This is a genomic window from Neomoorella stamsii (assembly GCF_002995805.1).
In the GTDB taxonomy this organism is placed as follows: domain Bacteria; phylum Bacillota; class DSM-521; order Neomoorellales; family Neomoorellaceae; genus Neomoorella; species Neomoorella stamsii.
The window spans coordinates 20,093-38,208 of sequence record NZ_PVXL01000065.1; the positions used below are offsets into that span (position 1 = coordinate 20,093).

Below are 18,116 nucleotides of genomic sequence, written 5' to 3' on the forward strand. Positions count from 1 at the left end.
ATTTTTCATATCTTCTTAAATATAACTTAATAATAATTATAACCATTCGCTATTTATATGGTACCATATTTTTCATTTCCCGTCAAACTCCTTTAGCCTTGCTTTTTACTGTATTTTCGTGCATAATAATCTCTACCGGTTCGCCGGTGGACGCTCAAATGAAATGCCCTGGCAGGAGGTGAATCTGGCCTTGCTCCTTCACCGTATTTCCCCGCGTTTTTGCCAGCCCCTGGCGCCCGGTAAACTCCTCCTGCGCTTGAAAACCCGCCGCCAGGAAAAACAGCACTGCCAGGTAGTTTACGAAGACCGGGGCCTACAAACCGCTCCCATGCATGTTTACGCCCGGACCCCCCGTTACCTCTATTACCAGGCAGAAATCGAGCTTTCCCGCCCCTGGAAGTGCCGTTATTTTTTCAGGCAAGAGGTAGAAGGTGCGGGACCGGTATACTTTTTCGCCGGCATTGACGGGCAAGGTGTCCGGCCTTTCACTTACCGCTGGACGGCAGCGGATATCTTCACCGTCCCGGATTGGATTTACGACGCCGTCTCCTACCAGATATTTCCCGACCGCTTTTACAACGGCAACCCGGCCAATGACCCTCCCGGGACCCGGCCCTGGGGTGAAGCCCCCACCAGGGAAAACTTTTTCGGCGGCGACCTGGAGGGCATCCAGGCCAAAATACCCTATTTAAAATTTTTAGGGGTCAACGCCCTCTGGCTGAACCCCATCTTTGCCTCCCCTTCCAACCACCGCTATAATACTAGCGACTACCTGGCCGTTGACCCCGCCCTGGGAGATGCGGCTGCCCTGCGCCGCCTGGTGGAGTCCCTCCACGCTGCCGGCATGCACCTGATCCTGGATGGAGTGTTTAACCATACGGGGACGGAGTTCTTTGCCTTTAAGGATGTAGTCGCCCGTGGGGCCAGTTCTCCCTATAAGGACTGGTATTATTTCCATGACTTTCCCGTCAGGAGCGAACCCCGACCAAATTATACCTGCTGGTGGGATATTCCCAGCCTTCCCAAGCTGAAAGCCAGCAACCCCGAGGTACGCAATTACCTGCTCCACGTCGCCACCTACTGGCTGCGGGAGGCCGGTACTGACGGTTGGCGCCTGGATGTACCCAACGAGATCGAACCTGCCTTCTGGCGGGAATTCCGGCGTCAGGTAAAAGAAACCAACCCCCAGGCCTATATTGTCGGTGAGATCTGGCACGACGCCCGTTTCTGGCTCCAGGGCCACCTCTTTGACGGCGTTATGAACTATCTCTTCCGCGACCTGGTCCTCGATTACTTCGCCAGGCGGCGTTTTCCCATTTCCACCCTGGACTATCTTCTGGGCTTGATCCGCCTGCGCTACCCGGAGGCGGCCAACTTTGCCCTGTTAAACCTCCTGGGCAGCCATGACACGGCGCGGGTGATTACCGCTTTCCAGGAAGGCCTGGCCAGGCTCCCCGGCCATACCGGCAGCTATGCCGAAGCCGTCACCCACCTGCGGCCGGCTCTAATCCTGCAGTTCACCTATCCCGGCGCCCCCCTGATTTATTATGGAGATGAGGTGGGAATGACCGGCGGCCCGGATCCCGACTGTCGCCGGACCATGCCCTGGGAACCACAGGCCTGGAACCAGGACCTGCTCAACTTTTACCGGCGCTTGATTGCCCTGCGGCACCGGTTGCCGCCTTTAAGGCGCGGTTATTTCCAGCCCTTGTTTACCGATGACCGGGCCGAAGTTTACGCCTATGCCCGGCGGCTGGCCCGGGAAAAGGTGATCGTGATTTTAAATGCCGGCGATTTGCCCCAGAGCATCAACCTGGCAGTAGGAGAAATGGAAATTGCCGACGGTACGACCTGGCAGGACGGTTTGAGCGGCCGCTGCTTTGAAGTGCAGGGGGGCAAGATCAGCCTCACCCTGGAAGCCAATGCGGGTGCTATACTCATTGCCTGCTAACTTCCGCCTGCCGTCTTCTTATTGATTGCCCTTCCCATCACGGCACCTTTGACACAACCCGTAAACTTCGAAGCAGTGTTCCGTGGGAAGAAAACCCTTCCTGACCAGTTCTTTTTCCATTGTGGCCATGGGGCAAAATTCGACGGGAATAGAAGCCCCGCAGCCCTTGCATACCGCGTGATGGTGGTGCCCTTCCTCCCGCCGCAGTTCATATAAATCAGCACCGGTATCCGAGGGGACACGGCACAAGAGACCCTTGCCCAGCAGTACATCAAGGTTGCGGTATACCGTGGAAAAATTTGTTCCCGGGAGGATTTTGATAACCTCTTGAAACAACTCCTGGGCGCTCAGGAACGAGCGCGTATTTTCAAGTACCGTGAGTATGGCCTTTCGCTGGGGGGTTACCTTGAGGTCTTTTTGCTTTAACATTTCTTCTATTTCCACCTGTTAATTGCTCCTTTCGCTACCATGACTGCTACCAGGATGGCCGAGGCAATGAGAACAATGGTTCCTCCTGGAGCCAGGTCAAAAATAAACGAGGCATAAAGGCCAGTGATGACCGCCAGGAGAGCGACTCCTATGGCTATACCAAAGGCCGCCTTGAAGCTGCGGGCAATCTGCAGGCTAACTGCCGGCGGGATAACCATCAGGGCTGATACTAAGAGCGTCCCTACTACCCGTACCGCCAGGGCCACGGTAAGGGCCGTGAGCAGGGTAAAATATATGTTTACGGCGGCTACTGGTATCCCTGCCAGGCGGGCCGCCTCTTCGTCGAAGGTAATGGCAAAAAGCTCGCGGTAAAGAAAAACTATAGATGTAAGAATAAATATACCGGCGCCGGCAATAACCGCCACGTCGGCCGGGGATACGGCCACCAGGCTGCCGAATAAATAAGAAAAAAGATCGGCATTAAAAGCTTTTTTCAGGCTGATCATTACCACCGCCAGGGCCATGGCGCTAGACATGACTACCGCCAAGGCTACTTCAGCATATCGGGGGAAAGCCCGGCGGATGAACTCAATCAGCAGGGCGGCGCCAGCGGCGGCCAGCAGCGCGCCATAAAAGGGGTAAAAACCTAAAAGCATGCCGCCGGCCACGCCAGCCAGGCTGGCATGGGACAGGCTATCTCCCACCAGGGACAGGCGTCTTAAAACTATAAAAACGCCCAGGGTGGCGGCGAGAATAGCCGTAATCAGCCCGGCTATGAACGCCCGCTGCATGAAATCGAAGCTAAAGATAAACATGGTTCTCTCCTATCCGGTAACCCAGCACTTCGGCAATGTGGTCCTGGTCCACTTCGCTGAGCTTTTCGTGGATATAAACGCTCCGGTCACGCACGCAGCCTATCTTTTGCGCCCTGGAAAAAGCAGCTCCTATATCATGGGTAACGATAATTACCGTCAGACCCTTTTCGCGGTTTAAATGCGCCAGGAGCCGGTAAAATTCCTCCCGGGAAGAAACGTCTATGCCAGTAGTAGGTTCATCAAGAAACAGGGCCGCCGGCCTTTTAACCAGGGCTCGCGCCAGGAAGACCTTCTGGCGCTGGCCGCCGGAAAGTTCCCCGATCAGGCGGCCGGCCAGCTCCTTTATGCCTGCCAGTTCCAGCGCCTCATCAACCATTCTTTTTCTTGCGCTCCCGTCAAACAGCCCCTTTAAGCCGCTGTAATATCCCGAAGCCACCACCTCGGCCACGGTTGCGGGAAAGGACGTGTTGATATGGCTGGCATTTTGGGAAATGTAACCTATCCTGTGCCAATCCCGGAAGCGCCTGATATCCTGGCCAAAAAGCCTTACTTCCCCATCTTTTGGTCGTAAGAGTCCCACCATTATCTTGAGCAAGGTGGATTTAGCAGCACCGTTGGGGCCAATAAGAGCCAAAAATTCCCCTGCCTCTACCGCCAGATTAACTCTCTCAAGAACAGGGCTGCTGTTATAGGCAAAGGTAACATCTACCAGCCGAACCACTTCCCGTTCATTCCGGCGATAAACCATACCGTCACCATCTTTCTGCAAACGCTACCTGTTAACAGGCGCTATAGCAAGCTTTTTTACACTACTCCAGGGCTTGCTTAAGTGAGGCCAGATTTTGAGCCATTATGGAGAAGTAGTCCTCGCCCGCCTTTATCTCTTCGGGTGTAAGTCCACCGATAGGATTTAAAACCAGCGTCCCGGCTCCTGTTTCCCGGGCCAGGGTTTCAGCCAGTTTGGGGCTGGCCAGGGTTTCAAAAAAGATATACTTTACACCTTTGCTCCGGCAAAGGGTAATAAGCTCTGCCATCTGCTGCGCCGAGGGCTCTTCCTGGGGGGAAAGCCCGCTGATGGGTATTTGTTTGAGGCCATACCGTTTAGCAAGATAGCCAAATGCCGCATGGGAGGTTACAAAATCTTTCCTGGTCACGCCGGCCAGGACTTCCCGGTACTGCTTATCCAGCATGGTAAATTTTTGTTCCAGCTCCTGCAGGTTTTTTTCATAATACCCTTTATTGTCCGCGTCTAATGTCACTAACGCTTCATATATCCGCCGGGAAAGCTCCCGCGCCAGGACAGGGTCCAGCCATATATGCGGGTCATTATTTTCTATAAGGCCCTTACCCGCTTCCAGGGACATAACCCCTTTCGCTTTGAGCTGGCCCTCTATTTTCTTGGCCCAGGGGTCCATAGGTTCACCTAAAAAAATAAATAATTTACCAGTGTAAATTGAAGCAACCTGCTGGGGTGATGGTTCATACCCATGGGGTTCTACGCCTACCGGCTGTAAATTCTCTACTATGGCTCTATCGCCGGCAATTTTTTTGGTGAAATCATAAAGCGGGTAGAAGGTAGTATAAATTTTTATCGGGCCTGCAACGCTCTCTGGCTGGAGCTGGCTTTTGCTTGCCCGGCAACCGCCGGCAAAAAAAATAATGCTAAAAATAAGTAAGACCAGGGCAACACTGCTTAATCTACGCAAAACATTCATTTATGTTCCTCGCCTCCTGCAAGTAATTTGCATTTGCATTATAATTATATACCATCACATTGAAAATAATGTCAACAGCTCATCACTTTATCAGGAATTTATAGGGTGGGTGTCAGGCCTATCAGTTTATTCTCGGCAAGCCGGACAATAGCCAAAGAAGATCATTGACGCGCTGATAACCTCAAATCCATCTTTATTTTATATCTTTTATATCCCTGTCAACAACAGGTTCCTGTTTCATATGAAATTCGTAGGTGCGGCCACACTTTAGGCAAACAAAATATATTCCAGACTACCAGCTCATGGTTCACAATGGTGACATCCAGTTTTAGGATGCTGACCATAATCAGGGCTATGCGCTGTAGATAATCGTGGCAATTTTTATTTTGACTGCAATCTTGTTGATTAAATTAAGAATTATTTACGGTTAGAGCATGTCCACCAAAATAACTTGCCTCCGTATATTTTGGGGTTAGTTGTCCATTATAAAGGTGACAAAGATATCTTGGCTAGGAGGGAAACAATTATGAGCTGTTCCAGTCTGAGGCACAGATTTGAAGAAGAAAGAGTGAGAGGGATCAGTTTTCAACGGGCTATGGATATATACAGGGAAGTAGAGGGATCGGTAGCGGCCCATAAAGTAGAACTAGAAGAATTGCGGCGTACCAACGCCGACCCTTCCAGGATAAACCATCTACAGGAACATATTAACGATGGCGAAAAGCTCCTCCAGGAGATAAAATCACTCCACCTGCATTAAAGAAAGGGGGGCCTACTCCCCCTTATTTTTTTGACATCCCTGGGAAGGCATACCGGAGCCTCGGAGTACTTGATAAACAAGGTATCGTGCCCTACACACAGGCAGACAATCACGTTCAAATCGGTCCCGGCCGCATTTAAAAGCTTGGCCTGGCCTATGGGATTGCACATGGGTTCATAAGAACCCTCATCCATTTGCCTCCTTAAATATAGTGCTATAAGCCAAAGAGCTTGTAGCAGTTACTACACGGAAGGGGAGGCGCTGGTACTTCAGGGTTATCCAGGAGAAAAGGGTTAGTCAGTTCCAGGCGGTAACGGAAGGGCTGTTTAAATTCCCGGGCGGCTTTATTTTTAATCACCCTAGCCAGCCCTTCAGTAATGTTGCCATAATTAAGAGGTGTAAAGGGCGCTTCCTGGCGGCAAAAGTAACGGGGTACCACACCTTTATAGGGCAGTCCCAAATAGACGCAGGGGGCCACCTCACCGCGGCTATTGATAAAAATATGGTTTAAGGGCCAGGCATCGCAGACCATGACGTTAAGATTAAACTGCAGGGGATAAACTCTTAAAGGAAGACCCAGACGCCCGGCCTGTTCTTCGGCAGCCTGGACGGCAAAAAGGTAGTCTTCATGAATTACTTCTCCCGGGCAGGCAAAGGCCCTTAAATTCTCCATCTCCGGGTAAAGGGTGAAATCCAGGTTAGTGGCCACCACTTCATCGGCCCCGGCGCTGGCTGCAAGTTCTATGAAAGCCGGGAGTTCAAGTAAATTTTTCCTGGTCATCAGGTAAGAGCAGATAATTTTGGGTAAAGGGCTACCTCGCTTTTGTTTGATATCCGCCAGGCGGCTAATATTAGTAAGCAATCGCTTGAGACTGGAGCCGGAACGTAACATGGCATGGATAACCTGGTTGCCCCCGGCTACGGAAAGGCCCAGAATGTCACTTTGCATTTCTACCAGCCGCTCCAGGACAGCAGGCCCTAAGAGAACGCCATTGGTAGTAAAGCCTACCCGGCAACCTTGTTCCTTGGCCAGCCGCATCATGTCAAAAAGCCGCGGGTGCAGCAGGGGTTCGCCCCAGCCTTGGAAGTAGATTAGCCCCACCTGGCGCAAATAAGGTGCAATATAGCGCTCGAAAACTTCCCAGGGGAAGTCAGCGTCATACCAGCCGTCTGTTAAAAGGGTGTGGGGACAAAAAGAACATTTCAGCTGGCAGCGGCTGGTAACCTCCAGTTGGAGGACCGGTATTTTCCGCCTTGATGGGAAAAGTCCTTGGAAAAAAATTTTGAGGTTTGGCCATTTCATAAGCTATCATACTGCTTCTTTCTTGTTATATGAGCCTCGCAAGTCCTGTATGCAGTTAACAAGCGAACCTGAAGGCACGTCCTGCTTCATTGTAAATAAATTTATCTCCCAGGGCCTGGTAGAGGCTGGCGCTGGCCCGAAATCCAGTGCAGTGGCAGGCTACTAAGTACTGGAGACCAAAACGCGGCAAGGACTTGATTGTCTCCTCCAGCCGTTCCGGGCCGGCGTCCTTCAAGTGGGTACCGCCGATGACGGCGAAGATGCGGCTGGCACCGGTAAGGTCCAGGATGTGCTCCAGGGTGCTGATCAAGCCGGAGTGGGCGCAGCCCAGGAGCACCAGCGGCCCTTCCCTGGTAGTGATGATTAAAGACTGGTCGTCCCAGAGGCTGTCCTGGAGGTATTCACCACCAGCAAGGAGGCGAAATTCTTTGCTGGTGGCTTCAAAAGCCTGCCGTCGCCGGATTTCGCCGGTCAAAATAACTCCTCCGACCAGCTCGACCGGCTGCCGGGAGAGGTGGAAAATCGCCCCGCTTGTTTCTAATTCTGCCCGTGACCAGGGGATGCCGATATACCTGGCTTTCTCCCCTTCCCGGAGGCGGTATTTTGCCGTGAATACATCGGGGTGGGCGTATACAGGAAGGGGTCCGGTAATCTCACAGATCTTTTTCAGGCCACCGGTATGGTCGTCATGGCCGTGGCTTAAGGCAATAGCTGTAATTTCCCGGGGATCGAGGCCCAGGCTCAACATGTTCTGGACAACGGCACCCCCGGCCCCGGTATCGAAAAGGATGGTCCTTTCCCCGGTTCGTACCAGGAAAGCCAGGCCATGTTCGGCTATCAAGCCCCTGGTGGTGACCGTATTGTCTACTAGGTTGATGATTTCAACGGTTCCAGCCATCCTTATTTACCCTCCCGACGGTATTTTCCCCATTAAACTTTTACCCCGGAAGGGCAGTAGCCATTTCCTCCCCGGGGTACAAACATAAGGTTTTTAAGCGTGGCAGCAACCGCCAGGCGGGCAGCTATCCGGCCGGGAATCCCTCCCGCAGCACAGCGTTTTCCCGCCAGCCCCCGGGTGGCCTTTTACTATATGCGGCGCCGAGAATATCCTTACTAATCTCGTGCTGCCACAGTTAGGGCAGCTATCAGCATCCTCCCGTTTGTTAAAAGTACTTATTGCCCCGCAATCGCTGCATTTGAATTCAAATTCCGGCATTTACTGTTCACCCCCGCTTGACTCTAGTATAAATCTATAAAGAACATACGTCAATATCACCTTGCAAAAAAGGCCCCTCCTTCACAAGAGGGGCCCCTGGCGTAAAAATTACCCTCGCTGTAAGAAAGCCTGATAGGTGGGTAATTAGCTTCTTAGCTTAAGCACGGCTTCCTCGGCCGCATTTGTTACTTGATAAGCGACAGGCGAAGCGGTAAGGGCCGGATGGGTCCCTACCTGCATGGTTTCCAGCTCGTCGGCCCGCATCTTATGCTGCACGGCAGCCGCCAGCAGGTTGGTCAGCTCGCCCACCGCAGTACCGCCGTAAGCCTGCCCGCCTACAATAACGCCGGTATCTTTGGTAAAGATCAATTTTACCCCCAGCTCTCTGGTCCCCGGCATACTCCCCGGATGCCTGTCAGGCGCCTTGGCGGTACCAGTTACGACCTCAATACCCGCTTCCCAGGCCGCCCTTTCCGTCAGGCCTACCGACCCCAGGGCCAGGTCGCCGACAATTGTCGAAAAAACTCCTACTGCCGCCCCCCTGGCCCGCCTGAGGCCGAACAGGTTAGCACCGGCCACCCGGGCTTCATGGGTGGCTACGGAAGCCAGTTTGATGAGGGACGGCCCGTGACCGAAAAACGAGCTTTTTTCGGCGCAATCGCCAATGGCGAAGATACTGGCGTCACTGGTGCGCATATAATCATCAACCCAGATACCGAAACGATGGTCAACTTTCAGTCCCGCCATTTGGGCCAGTTTAATATTGGGCGCCACGCCGGTGCCAAAGATAACAACGTCAGCAGGCAGGATTTCGCCGTTGGAAAGTCTCACCTGTTCTACTTTACCGTTACCCAGAAATTCTTCTACTTTAGTCCCGGTAATAATGTTTATCCCCTGAGAACTGAGCTTATCCTCTGCCAGGGTGCAGAGCTCATCATCAAAAGCCAGGGCCAGGCAATGGGGCAAAAGTTCGACGACGGTAACATTTAGTTCTCGCCCCTTCCGGCATTCATCGGCAAACTCAACCCCTATGAACCCGCCACCGACGATCACCAGATTTTTCGCTTTATCCAGGGCATTTTTGAGATTCTCAAGATAGGCTACGTCTTTTTTGACTACGAAAACGCCTTCCAGGTCAGCCCCTTTCACCGGGGGAACAACAGGAGACGACCCGGTAGCCAGGACGAGCTTGTCATAGGTGATGCTACCAGATTTCACCGTAGAAACAGCCTTGCTTTGGCGGTCAATCCCTATAACTTCATCGATCACCAGTTCTATGCCGTTATTAACCAGTGTGGCGTCCGGGATGAGGTTCTTGTCTGGGCTCCCCACAGTTCCGAAAATGTAAGGGATGCCGCATGGTACCAAAACTTTTTCTTCTTTACGTACCACGGTTACCTTTTTGTCTTTAAAATACCTTTTGGCAGTAATAGCTGCCGTAAGACCAGCCGCGCTCCCGCCGATAACCAATACATCTGTACTCTTCAAACCAGCCGCCCCTTTCCATGTGTTTTGTTAATACTAGAACTTAGTTTTGTAAATAGTATAGCGGTTATTAGGTCATATGTCAATAATAGTTGGAGAAAAAAATTCTTCTAGTATAATCGGTTTTAAATTTATATCTACCCTGCAACCTTTTTCAAGGACCACTTTTCCTCCCACCTGGACCACAATGCCTCCGCCGCTTCCACAAGCACCGCATCGAACTGGATGGCTTTGTTGGCAACAACTTCTTCCCAGCAGTGGTGCCAGGTAAGGGCCGGGCGATAAGGCCTTTCTGAGGTCATGGCATCAATGGCATCGCATAAGGCAATAATCCGTGAGCCTAAAGGGATGGCCTCGCCTTTTAAACCAGCCGGGTAACCCTTACCGTCCCAGCGTTCGTGATGGTAAAGGACCAATCGAGCTATCGAGCTCAATCGCCGCGATTTGGTCAAGATTTTATAGCCTATCTCAGGATGGCGCTTGATCACTGCCCATTCGTGAGGTAAAAGGCGGCCCGGTTTGCGCAAAATCTGGTCAGGGACGCCAATTTTACCGATATCATGCAAATGGGCAGCCATATGTATTTTCTCTAGTTCTGCGCCCTTAATCCCAACTCTCCTGGCCAGGTCAAAGGCCATATCAGCCACGCGTTGCGAATGGTCTTCGCTATAAGGATCCCTGGCTTCCAGGGCAGCCGTTAAACATTCAATAATGTCATGGTAGACCCCATGCAGGGTATGCCCGCATATCCAGGAAAGCATCCCGGTTCCCCTCCCCGGTTGCCTTAATTTAGCCAAGTCCAAGGAGCCTGCCTACCTGGAAGACCAGCACCGCCATCACCCAGCCCAGCAGCAAACTGTAGCCGATGGCAAAGGCAGTCCAGCCCCAGGAATTGGTTTCCCGGCGGATGGCTCCAATGGCCGCCACGCAGGGAATGTAAATCAGGGTCATAACCATAAATGCGTACGCTGAAAGGGGCGTCCAGGATTGAGCGATGGCCGCGGTCAAGCCATCTTCCTCTACGCCGTAGAGGACGCCCAGGGTGCCGACGACTACTTCTTTAGCCAGGATGCCAAAGACCAGGGCTACCGCCGCTTCCCAGGTGCCAAAACCGGCCGGTTTAAAGACCGGCGCCAGTATAGTTCCTAGTCTCCCGATCAGGCTCTCCTGGCTGGCGTATGCCACGCCCAGGGGCAGGTTAGAAAGGATCCAGATCAGCACCACGGCACCGACAATAACGGTGCCGGCCTTGCGGATGAAGGAACTCCCTCGTTCCCACATGTGGATCAAAGTGCCTTTTAGAGTCGGTACCCGGTAAGGCGGCAGTTCCATGACAAAGGGAGCTGTATCTCCTTTAAAAAGAAAGGTCTTAAAGATTTTTCCCATGATAATGGCCAGCACAATACCTAAAAGGTACAGGGAAAAGATTACCCATCCCTGTTTAGCCGTAAAGAAGGCACCGGTGAAAAGGACGTAAACCGGCAAGCGGGCCGTGCAGGACATCAAGGGGTTAATAAGAATAGTAATCAAGCGGTCCTGCCGGCTTTCCAAGGTTCTGGTAGCCATGATGCCCGGTACGTTGCAGCCAAAGCCAATCAAAAGCGGGACAAAGGATTTGCCGTGCAGGCCCAGGGCGTGCATCAGACGGTCCATGATATAAGCAGCACGGGCCATATAACCGCTGTCCTCCAGGAGAGAAATGGCCAGGAAGAGCAAGAAGATGGGGGGTATAAAGACAAGCACCGAACCCAGACCGCCGATTATCCCATCAGCTATGAAGGAAGTCAGGAGTTGCGGGGCACCCAGGGCTTCCAACCAGCCGGTAGCAAGGCCGGTTAACCCCTCAAAGGCGCTTTCCACCCAGCCAATCATGGGGTCACCCAGCTTAAAGGTAAATTGAAAGACAGCCCACATAGCCAGGAGAAAAATCGGCAACCCCAGGTATCGATTAGTTACTATGCTGTCAATCTTATCAGATAAAGTAAGCCTTTCTTCCAGGGTCTGGCGCCTGGTAACAGCCTCTTTTACCAGGCCGTTGATAAGACCATAGCGCCGATCGGCAATAATGGCTTCTACTTCTTCTCCTAAAATCTCATGCAGTTGTTTTTTGCTTTTAGTTGCCGCATCAAGGACCTGCCTGGCCCCTTCTTTTTGCAGCTCTGCCTCTAAGCGCTCATCGTCTTCTAAGAGTTTTATCGCCAGCCACCGGGGAGGGTATTTCGCTGCCAGCTTAGCGTCCTGCTTAATGATTTGTTCTAATTTATCTAGTTCGTTTTCAATTTCCCGTCCGTAGTTCACTTTTAGCGGCTGGCATATTGTCTCCTGGACCCTCTTCGCAACCGTAGCCACAAGTTCTTTTATACCCTCGTTACGTGTGGCTACGGTCGGCACCACCGGCACTCCTAGAGCTTGCGCCAGGCGGGGGATATTGATTTCGATCTTGCGTGCCCGGGCCTCATCAACCATATTTAAGGCGACGACGACATTGGCCCCCATCTCCAGCAATTGGGTAGTCAAGTACAAGTTGCGTTCCAGGTTGGAAGCGTCGACGACATTGATAACGGCCTCAGGTTTATCAAAAAGGATAAAATTGCGGGCGATAAGCTCGTCCTCACTGTAAGCACCAAGGCTATAAGTCCCAGGCAAATCAACAATATTGAAAGTTTGTCCTTGATAACTAAGCTTCCCTTCTTTTTTCTCCACCGTCACACCTGGCCAGTTGCCAACATGCTGGCGGGCGCCAGTCAGATCATTAAAAATACTGGTCTTACCTGAATTGGGATTGCCGACTAAGGCAATAACCTTTCCCCTTTCAGGTTTAGCCATTGCTACAGCCTCCATGGGTTCCCCTCCTTAAAATGCCTGTTCCCAGCGAAAAGTGTTAAGTATGCCTAACATCAACTTACATCATCTTGCTGACATACACTCCCTGCCTGCAAAAAGGATTACCCTTGCCCTCAACCTACTTCTTCTACCATAATCTTATGGGCCATACCTCTCCCGATTGCCAGGCGGCCGCCCCCTGAACCATTCCCTAGCGAAACAATTATGGGTCCAAAGTTATCATTGCGGATAATCTTAATGGTTGACCCGCGTACCAGGCCCAGCTCTGTTAGCCGGCGACGCAAACTTATGCCGCCAGCGACTTCTTTAATAACTGCCTCCCGGCCTGTATTTAAAAATTCCAGGGGTAATAACCCGCTGCTCATAACTGAACACCTCTTAACATTAATTGAGTTGCTCGACAAAAATAGCGGCTGCTTCTTTTTTGCGTAAGCTCAAATGGTAACCCTTTACTTTTACTTCTATAGGGTCGCCCAGAGGAGCTGCTCCTGCGACAGCCACTTCAGTACCAGGAACTACTCCCATGTCCAAGAGCCGGCGGCGGAGTTCGCCGGTAGCGGTAATTTTAATCACCTTGCCGCGGGCACCCTTTTCCAATTCGCTTAAGGCCCGTGTGCTAATAGTTTCTAAAGCCTCCATGACAACAGCCTCCTTTCCTTCTTTAAGCAAATCAAGTTTGCTTAATTTTCATTAATAGATAATGACATTCATTCTCATTAGGTTAATAAAAAAATACCACACAGGTAAATAAATTGTCAAGCCCTTTCTTAATTAATCAAATAGAGTTAGCAGGAGTTAAATTGCACTTAACTTACATCCTCCCTATTTTCCCCGCTTTCACTCTACATCAACTCCGCTTTTGTGCTTATTTTCACTATTAAGTATGGCTTAATTCGCTTTTGCTGGTATTCTGCCTCGCAGGCGCCCGGTAATCCTGGGGTTTTTTGGCGTGGCCCACCTCCTATCTGGCGCAAATAATGTGCAATATTGACTAGCTATAACTTGGGATATAATTATGGTAAGACGCGACTTACTTTTGTGGAGGTGTAGTAAAATTGCAGGGTATGATAAAAGTATCCAGTAAAGGCCAGATTGTGTTACCTGCCAAATTAAGGAAAAAAACATGTATAAAAAAGGTGATATTTTAATTGTTAACCTGGTGGGCGATAAAGTTGTAATTGAACCACTTAATAAATCCAAAAAAGAAGATTGGCAGCAGATACTTGAAGAAACAGCAGGAATCTGGCCGCATGTAGACTCAAAGTATGTCGAGGAACTCCGTTTAGCTGCCCAAAAAAGATTGGAGGAAACCCTGTGAAGGTAATATTTGATACGAATATTTGCATTGATCACCTGCGCGGTTTCAGGCCTGCTACCGATTATCTTTCCAGGGCATTTTGATTTTATCCCTGGAATTGTTGTTAAAACGGGAAAACATTAATGGCGGCCGGCGGGATAGAGCAGTAAACTGTGCTGCCCGGCGCCAGGGTACAACCTTTATCTTCCCTGGCAACAACCAGCGCGACAAGCCTTTCGCCGGCATCGATTATTACCCTGGTCAGTAAGCCCCGTGGGTAAACCGCAAGCACCTTTCCCGGCAGGCAGTTCCCGGGCTGGGGCAAACTGCTCACCAGGATATGCTCCGGCCTGACGGAAAAACCGGCCCGGCCGGTTAAATTCGTCTCTACTTGCAGCAGCGCCTCTCCCAGGGTGACGTATTTCCGGCCGCCGCGCAGGATAATCTCGCTGTTATAAATATTTTCCGCCCCGACAAAGCGGGCTACCGCTGCCGTCCGCGGCCGGGTAAAGATTTCCTCCGGTGAGCCCACCTGGAGCAATTTTCCCCCCATTATAACCCCAATGCGCTCACCCAGGTATAAGGCTTCTTCAAAATCGTGGGTTACATGAATAATGAGGGTGCCAGTAAGCTGGTGCAGGCGCTTTAGCTCCTGCTGGAGCATCTCTTTTGTACAGGGGTCCAGGGCTGATAGGGGTTCATCCAGTAAAAGGACCCGGGGCTTCATTATTAAAGCGCGGGCCACGGCCACCCGCTGCTGCTCGCCGCCGCTTAAAGTATATGGAAGACGCCTGAGAAGGTGGGCGATACCAAGCAGGGACACCACGGCTTTTAATTCCCTTTTTATCTCGTCACAAGGCAATTTTTTGTTTTTAAGCCCGAAGACAATGTTTTCCCTGACGTTTAAATGGGGGAATAAGGCATAATCCTGATAAACAAAACCGAAGCGCCTTTTTTCCGGCGGCCAGGCGGTAATATTTTCTTCCCCCAGCCATATCTCGCCGGCATCCGGGGCATGCATGCCGGCAATAACCTCTAAGAGGACTGTTTTACCGGCACCCGTCGGCCCCAGGATAACGAAGTATTCTCCCGGAAAGACTTCCAGAGATATATCCCGGAGTTGAAACTCGCCTGTCTTTTTAGTTATCCGGAATAGCCGCAGCGAACGTCCAGGCAATCGTTCTTTCACAGGCCCGGCACCCGCTCGTACAGCTTTACCCCTGCCCGTTCAAAAACGGCCAGGGAAATAGCGGCGATCAGGATCAGGATGGCCGCCGAGGCCATCAGGGCCTCCATGTCGCCGGTAGCCATATTTAAATAGATAGAAATGGGCAGGGTTTCCGTTTTAAACCTGGTGGCGCCGGCCAGCATGAGGACGGCGCCAAATTCCCCCAGGGCCTTACCCCAGGTGAGAACCAGCCCTGCGAGGATATTATTTCGTATTAATGGTAAAGTAACCTTTAGAAAAGCCCGGGCCGGGGTACAGCCCAGGGTCCGGGCCACATATTCCAGGCGGATATCCACGGCCTCGATAGCAGCCTTCAGGACGGTAATCAAGGCAGGAAGATTGACGAAAAATTGGGCCAGGATGATCCCGGGTACGGTAAACACAAAACGTAAACCCATCCTGGCCAGGATTTCGCCAAAGGTCGTAGTGCCAAAAAGCAGGAGCAGGCAAACGCCGGAGACAACGGGCGGCAGGGTTAAAGGGATTCTGAGAAGATTGGCTGCTATACCCTGGCCCGTCAGGTTGTAGCGGGCCAGGGTATAGGCCACCGGCATAGCTACCAGCAGGCAGGCGGCTGTTGAAACTATAGATGTTAACAGGCTGAGCCTGATGGCGAAGACCAGTTCCGGCGCCTTCAGAGAGGCAGGAATAATGTAAGGAATACCCCTTATCAGCACAGTACTTACGGCTGCTAAAATAAAGAGCACTACCATTGAAGTTATCAACACGTTAACCATTTTAAAAAGTTTTGCCCCCAAGGTTTTCCCCCCTGTAACCTTACGGGTTAACCGGCTTGTAACCCCATTTTTGCCAGATCTGGTAGGCCGGCGCCGAAGCTATAAATTCAGCCAGTTGTTGGGCAAGCTCCTTGTCTTCAGAACAATTCAGCACTGCCACCGGCACTGTTTTGACGTAATCCTTTAATTCGGGTACTGCTACCAGATCAAGCTTGTCTTTTGCCCCCTGGTAATTTTCCTCCCAGATCACGGCGGCGTCGGCCTGTTTGGTGCTTAAATACACCACCAGCTCGTTTGCCGTCGGCGTCCTGACCACCACATTTTTATCTACTGTCTCCAAAAGGCCATGCTCTTGTAAGAGCTGGTCGGCCAGCTTGCCGATAGGATTGGCCTGGGAATCACCCAGGGCTACTTTCACTCCCGGCCGTCCCAGATCGGCTAATTTGTGGATGCCGGCGGGGTTGCCTTTCGGTACCGCCAACACCGGGATGTGATAAACAACATTCTTTTCCCATGCTACCAGGTTTTTTTCTATAACAGGCTTTAATTCCGCTATATCCCCCGGCAGGTAGACGTCTCCCTGCCCGGTTAACAGGATCTGGTTGTTGAGCTGGGCCGCGCCGCCAAAGGTATAGGTAACCTTTATCCCGGCTTTGGCTTGAAAAGCGGCACCAATTTCCTCGACCGGATTTTTGAGGCCGGCGCCGCTATAGACTAAAAGGGAGCGTCCAGCCGCGTTGTCCGCCTTATTATTCCCTCCCGCCTGGCCCTGGCTTTTACCGCAGCCGGCAAGCACCAGCAACCCAAACAAAAGTAAACCCAGTAATAATGTGCCAGATTTTGATACCCTCACTGTATTTCCTCCCATAATCCAATTATCAATGCCCAAAAGAACAATACTGCTCGTAACCGGCCAGGCGGGCAATGCCGCTGATGGTTACCCCGTAAAAGATAACTGGTTTTTTCCCAATTAGAGCAAGAAGGGTGTCGTTTACTGCTGTCGTACCGGTAGCCAGGACCAGATCACTCCAGTCGATAATTTCTTCTGTATGCCGGGCGTCTTCTATCATAACTCCGCCTTTGCGTTGCCCGACGTTATCCGGGTCCAGGTCGGTTACCCGGATCGGGAAATGACCGGCCAGGCAGGCCACCATAGCCGGCTGCAGGCCAATAAAAGCAATCCGAGGGCTACCAAAGCGTTCCCGCACGTATTCAACCAGGCGGACGGCGCAACGGCCCGGTTCTTGATCGCGGCAGTGGACGGTCTTATCTACCAGCTTTAGGTGCCGCATGACGGCGTTCAGGGTGGCGATAAATATGGCCCGCTCGTAGTTGTTACGTAACGGCAGGGCCATGACTTCCTTGAGGGTGCCCTGGTAATTCCCCGGCATATCGGTATACGCCTGCCCGCAGGCGTCCTTAAAGCTGGCCTGGATCATAGATTCTTTACCCTTCAAAAGGGGAAAGTCCCGGCGTTCCGGCCGGCCGATGGCTTCTTCGGGGGTCAGGGGCCGGGCGCTGACCACCTTGATTTCTTCCTCGCCGCTTAGGTGCCTGTCTTTTACCAGTCTGTATAATTTTTCTCTGATGCCTTCTAAGAACTGCATCTAAAGCTATCCCCTTTCCTGGCTAATCAGCAACAAATTAAAAACCCCGTCTCCACGGCGGAGCGGGTTAACTGAAAAAGCCATAGCTCTCTCCTATAGCTAACCCCCTCCTTTTCAATACCTGGAAGGCATACCCGTTTCCCGGTACACCCCGTGGACCAGCGGTCCAGGCCAGCCTGCCATGGGTTGCTCCTTTAGGCCAGGATGGCTCGGAGGATTGTATATCTAAGCATATGTTCTTTATATAGTATTCGCTGTAAAAAAGCAGATTCCTGCCGGAATACCTAACTTTATAGTACCGCCCAAAACAGATCCCCTGTGCCCCTGTAGGAGGTCGCCTTTGATCCTGCTCCGAACGCTATGGAAATTCCTGTAACAAGCATAGGTATGTGGTGGCCTAACCCTCCGCTTCAATATAACATTCCCTGGCAAGCAGAGTAAAAAAATAACCCCTGGCGACTATTCTACCAGGGGTTTCATATGAAGGAAGCCAATTCAGCTTTTATTGGGGGTCAATAATAGCCGGTAGCCACCGGCCACCTTTTCCACCTGGACCTGATAACCCCGGTTTTCTGCTAGGCGGGTCACGTTTTCTTTGGAGGTCTCGTTATCGGTCAATACTGCCAGGGTTTGGCCCGGGTTTTGTTCCATGGCCTTTTTTGTCTTTACTACAGGTATGGGACAGGAAAGCCCGCGCACATCAACTTCCACCATAAAAACATCTCCTCC

21 protein-coding genes and 1 riboswitch are annotated in these 18,116 nt (G+C 51.6%); of the genes, 3 read left to right on the forward strand and 18 right to left on the reverse strand.

Annotated features, from left to right (window positions below):
- Positions 1-190: 190 nt before the first annotated feature.
- Complete coding sequence (locus tag MOST_RS13800) at positions 191-1,951, forward strand: alpha amylase N-terminal ig-like domain-containing protein (protein ID WP_054935623.1); 1,761 nt, start codon at positions 191-193, stop codon at positions 1,949-1,951.
- Between the two features lie 18 nt (positions 1,952-1,969).
- On the opposite strand, the gene MOST_RS13805 is transcribed toward MOST_RS13800, so the two are convergent.
- The 4 genes from MOST_RS13805 to MOST_RS13820 are packed head-to-tail and all read right to left on the reverse strand — an operon-like array spanning position 1,970 to position 4,910.
- Positions 1,970-2,395 (reverse strand): Fur family transcriptional regulator, encoded by a 426-nt coding sequence (locus MOST_RS13805; protein ID WP_054935624.1) that lies wholly within the window; start codon positions 2,393-2,395, stop codon positions 1,970-1,972.
- A complete protein-coding gene (locus tag MOST_RS13810; RefSeq protein WP_054935625.1) occupies positions 2,386-3,195 on the reverse strand; it encodes a metal ABC transporter permease in 810 nt (269 codons plus the stop codon). Before MOST_RS13810 ends, MOST_RS13805 begins: the two co-directional genes overlap by 10 nt.
- A complete protein-coding gene (locus MOST_RS13815; RefSeq protein WP_208974784.1) occupies positions 3,182-3,964 on the reverse strand; it encodes a metal ABC transporter ATP-binding protein in 783 nt (260 codons plus the stop codon). The genes MOST_RS13810 and MOST_RS13815 overlap by 14 nt, the downstream gene beginning before the upstream one ends.
- A 40-nt stretch (positions 3,965-4,004) precedes the next feature.
- Positions 4,005-4,910 carry a metal ABC transporter substrate-binding protein gene (locus MOST_RS13820; RefSeq protein WP_054935626.1) on the reverse strand — a complete coding sequence of 302 codons (906 nt, stop codon included), beginning with the start codon at positions 4,908-4,910 and terminating at the stop codon, positions 4,005-4,007.
- Between the two features lie 526 nt (positions 4,911-5,436).
- On the opposite strand from MOST_RS13820, the gene MOST_RS13830 reads away from it, so the two are divergent.
- Positions 5,437-5,670 carry a hypothetical protein gene (locus MOST_RS13830; protein ID WP_054935627.1) on the forward strand — a complete coding sequence of 78 codons (234 nt, stop codon included), beginning with the start codon at positions 5,437-5,439 and terminating at the stop codon, positions 5,668-5,670.
- Here the strand turns inward: MOST_RS13830 and MOST_RS18370 are convergent.
- From MOST_RS18370 to MOST_RS13875, 9 genes are all read right to left on the reverse strand, one after another.
- Positions 5,667-5,864, reverse strand: a complete 198-nt coding sequence (locus MOST_RS18370) for a DUF1847 domain-containing protein (protein WP_054935628.1) — start codon at positions 5,862-5,864, stop codon at positions 5,667-5,669. The genes MOST_RS13830 and MOST_RS18370 overlap by 4 nt on opposite strands.
- A gap of 20 nt (positions 5,865-5,884) precedes the next feature.
- Positions 5,885-6,973: a radical SAM protein gene (locus MOST_RS13840; protein WP_054935629.1), complete on the reverse strand. Its 1,089-nt coding sequence runs from the start codon at positions 6,971-6,973 to the stop codon at positions 5,885-5,887.
- A 55-nt stretch (positions 6,974-7,028) separates the two neighbouring features.
- Complete coding sequence (locus tag MOST_RS13845; RefSeq protein ID WP_054935630.1) at positions 7,029-7,871, reverse strand: MBL fold metallo-hydrolase; 843 nt, start codon at positions 7,869-7,871, stop codon at positions 7,029-7,031.
- 93 nt (positions 7,872-7,964) lie between these two features.
- Positions 7,965-8,189 (reverse strand): FmdB family zinc ribbon protein, encoded by a 225-nt coding sequence (locus MOST_RS18620; protein ID WP_083476453.1) that lies wholly within the window; start codon positions 8,187-8,189, stop codon positions 7,965-7,967.
- Positions 8,190-8,333: 144 nt separating this feature from the next.
- A complete protein-coding gene (locus tag MOST_RS13855) occupies positions 8,334-9,677 on the reverse strand; it encodes an NAD(P)/FAD-dependent oxidoreductase (protein WP_054935631.1) in 1,344 nt (447 codons plus the stop codon).
- 134 nt (positions 9,678-9,811) lie between these two features.
- Positions 9,812-10,435 (reverse strand): HD-GYP domain-containing protein, encoded by a 624-nt coding sequence (locus tag MOST_RS13860; protein WP_054935632.1) that lies wholly within the window; start codon positions 10,433-10,435, stop codon positions 9,812-9,814.
- A 28-nt stretch (positions 10,436-10,463) separates the two neighbouring features.
- Positions 10,464-12,515: a ferrous iron transport protein B gene (gene feoB / locus MOST_RS13865; RefSeq protein ID WP_054935633.1), complete on the reverse strand. Its 2,052-nt coding sequence runs from the start codon at positions 12,513-12,515 to the stop codon at positions 10,464-10,466.
- Between the two features lie 116 nt (positions 12,516-12,631).
- Complete coding sequence (locus tag MOST_RS13870; protein ID WP_054935634.1) at positions 12,632-12,883, reverse strand: FeoA family protein; 252 nt, start codon at positions 12,881-12,883, stop codon at positions 12,632-12,634.
- A gap of 19 nt (positions 12,884-12,902) precedes the next feature.
- Positions 12,903-13,157 (reverse strand): FeoA family protein, encoded by a 255-nt coding sequence (locus MOST_RS13875; RefSeq protein WP_054935635.1) that lies wholly within the window; start codon positions 13,155-13,157, stop codon positions 12,903-12,905.
- A 484-nt stretch (positions 13,158-13,641) separates the two neighbouring features.
- Between MOST_RS13875 and MOST_RS13880 the strand changes: the two genes are divergently transcribed.
- The gene (locus MOST_RS13880) at positions 13,642-13,836 is read left to right on the forward strand and encodes a hypothetical protein (protein ID WP_054935636.1); all 195 of its coding nucleotides are present in this window, start codon (positions 13,642-13,644) and stop codon (positions 13,834-13,836) included.
- Positions 13,837-13,939: 103 nt separating this feature from the next.
- Here the strand turns inward: MOST_RS13880 and MOST_RS13890 are convergent, their stop codons facing one another.
- The 5 genes from MOST_RS13890 to MOST_RS13910 all read right to left on the reverse strand — a co-directional run bounded on the left by MOST_RS13890 (position 13,940) and on the right by MOST_RS13910 (position 18,101).
- On the reverse strand, positions 13,940-15,004 hold the full coding sequence (locus MOST_RS13890) for an ABC transporter ATP-binding protein (protein ID WP_083476454.1): 1,065 nt from the start codon (positions 15,002-15,004) through the stop codon (positions 13,940-13,942).
- Positions 15,001-15,801 carry an ABC transporter permease gene (locus tag MOST_RS13895; protein ID WP_106007202.1) on the reverse strand — a complete coding sequence of 267 codons (801 nt, stop codon included), beginning with the start codon at positions 15,799-15,801 and terminating at the stop codon, positions 15,001-15,003. Before MOST_RS13895 ends, MOST_RS13890 begins: the two co-directional genes overlap by 4 nt.
- A gap of 19 nt (positions 15,802-15,820) precedes the next feature.
- Positions 15,821-16,633 (reverse strand): molybdate ABC transporter substrate-binding protein, encoded by an 813-nt coding sequence (modA, locus tag MOST_RS13900; protein WP_054935637.1) that lies wholly within the window; start codon positions 16,631-16,633, stop codon positions 15,821-15,823.
- 25 nt (positions 16,634-16,658) lie between these two features.
- Positions 16,659-17,387 (reverse strand): Rossmann-like domain-containing protein, encoded by a 729-nt coding sequence (locus MOST_RS13905; protein ID WP_054935638.1) that lies wholly within the window; start codon positions 17,385-17,387, stop codon positions 16,659-16,661.
- Between the two features lie 91 nt (positions 17,388-17,478).
- Positions 17,479-17,614, reverse strand: a riboswitch (molybdenum cofactor riboswitch).
- Positions 17,615-17,882: 268 nt separating this feature from the next.
- Positions 17,883-18,101, reverse strand: a complete 219-nt coding sequence (locus MOST_RS13910; RefSeq protein WP_054935639.1) for a sulfurtransferase TusA family protein — start codon at positions 18,099-18,101, stop codon at positions 17,883-17,885.
- Positions 18,102-18,116: the final 15 nt, after the last annotated feature.

Excerpts from the sequence above, each read along its gene's own strand:
- MOST_RS13860 (WP_054935632.1), bottom strand. The coding sequence starts at position 10,435 with ATGCTTTCCTGGATATGCGGGCATACCCTGCATGGGGTCTACCATGAC.
- MOST_RS13820 (WP_054935626.1), bottom strand. The coding sequence starts at position 4,910 with ATGAATGTTTTGCGTAGATTAAGCAGTGTTGCCCTGGTCTTACTTATT.
- MOST_RS13830 (WP_054935627.1), top strand. The coding sequence starts at position 5,437 with ATGAGCTGTTCCAGTCTGAGGCACAGATTTGAAGAAGAAAGAGTGAGA.
- MOST_RS13810 (WP_054935625.1), bottom strand. The coding sequence starts at position 3,195 with ATGTTTATCTTTAGCTTCGATTTCATGCAGCGGGCGTTCATAGCCGGG.
- MOST_RS18370 (WP_054935628.1), bottom strand. The coding sequence starts at position 5,864 with ATGGATGAGGGTTCTTATGAACCCATGTGCAATCCCATAGGCCAGGCC.
- MOST_RS13875 (WP_054935635.1), bottom strand. The coding sequence starts at position 13,157 with ATGGAGGCTTTAGAAACTATTAGCACACGGGCCTTAAGCGAATTGGAA.
- MOST_RS13905 (WP_054935638.1), bottom strand. The coding sequence starts at position 17,387 with ATGCAGTTCTTAGAAGGCATCAGAGAAAAATTATACAGACTGGTAAAA.
- MOST_RS13880 (WP_054935636.1), top strand. The coding sequence starts at position 13,642 with ATGTATAAAAAAGGTGATATTTTAATTGTTAACCTGGTGGGCGATAAA.
- MOST_RS13845 (WP_054935630.1), bottom strand. The coding sequence starts at position 7,871 with ATGGCTGGAACCGTTGAAATCATCAACCTAGTAGACAATACGGTCACC.
- MOST_RS13870 (WP_054935634.1), bottom strand. The coding sequence starts at position 12,883 with ATGAGCAGCGGGTTATTACCCCTGGAATTTTTAAATACAGGCCGGGAG.
- MOST_RS13910 (WP_054935639.1), bottom strand. The coding sequence starts at position 18,101 with ATGGTGGAAGTTGATGTGCGCGGGCTTTCCTGTCCCATACCTGTAGTA.
- feoB (WP_054935633.1), bottom strand. The coding sequence starts at position 12,515 with ATGGAGGCTGTAGCAATGGCTAAACCTGAAAGGGGAAAGGTTATTGCC.
- MOST_RS18620 (WP_083476453.1), bottom strand. The coding sequence starts at position 8,189 with ATGCCGGAATTTGAATTCAAATGCAGCGATTGCGGGGCAATAAGTACT.
- MOST_RS13840 (WP_054935629.1), bottom strand. The coding sequence starts at position 6,973 with ATGAAATGGCCAAACCTCAAAATTTTTTTCCAAGGACTTTTCCCATCA.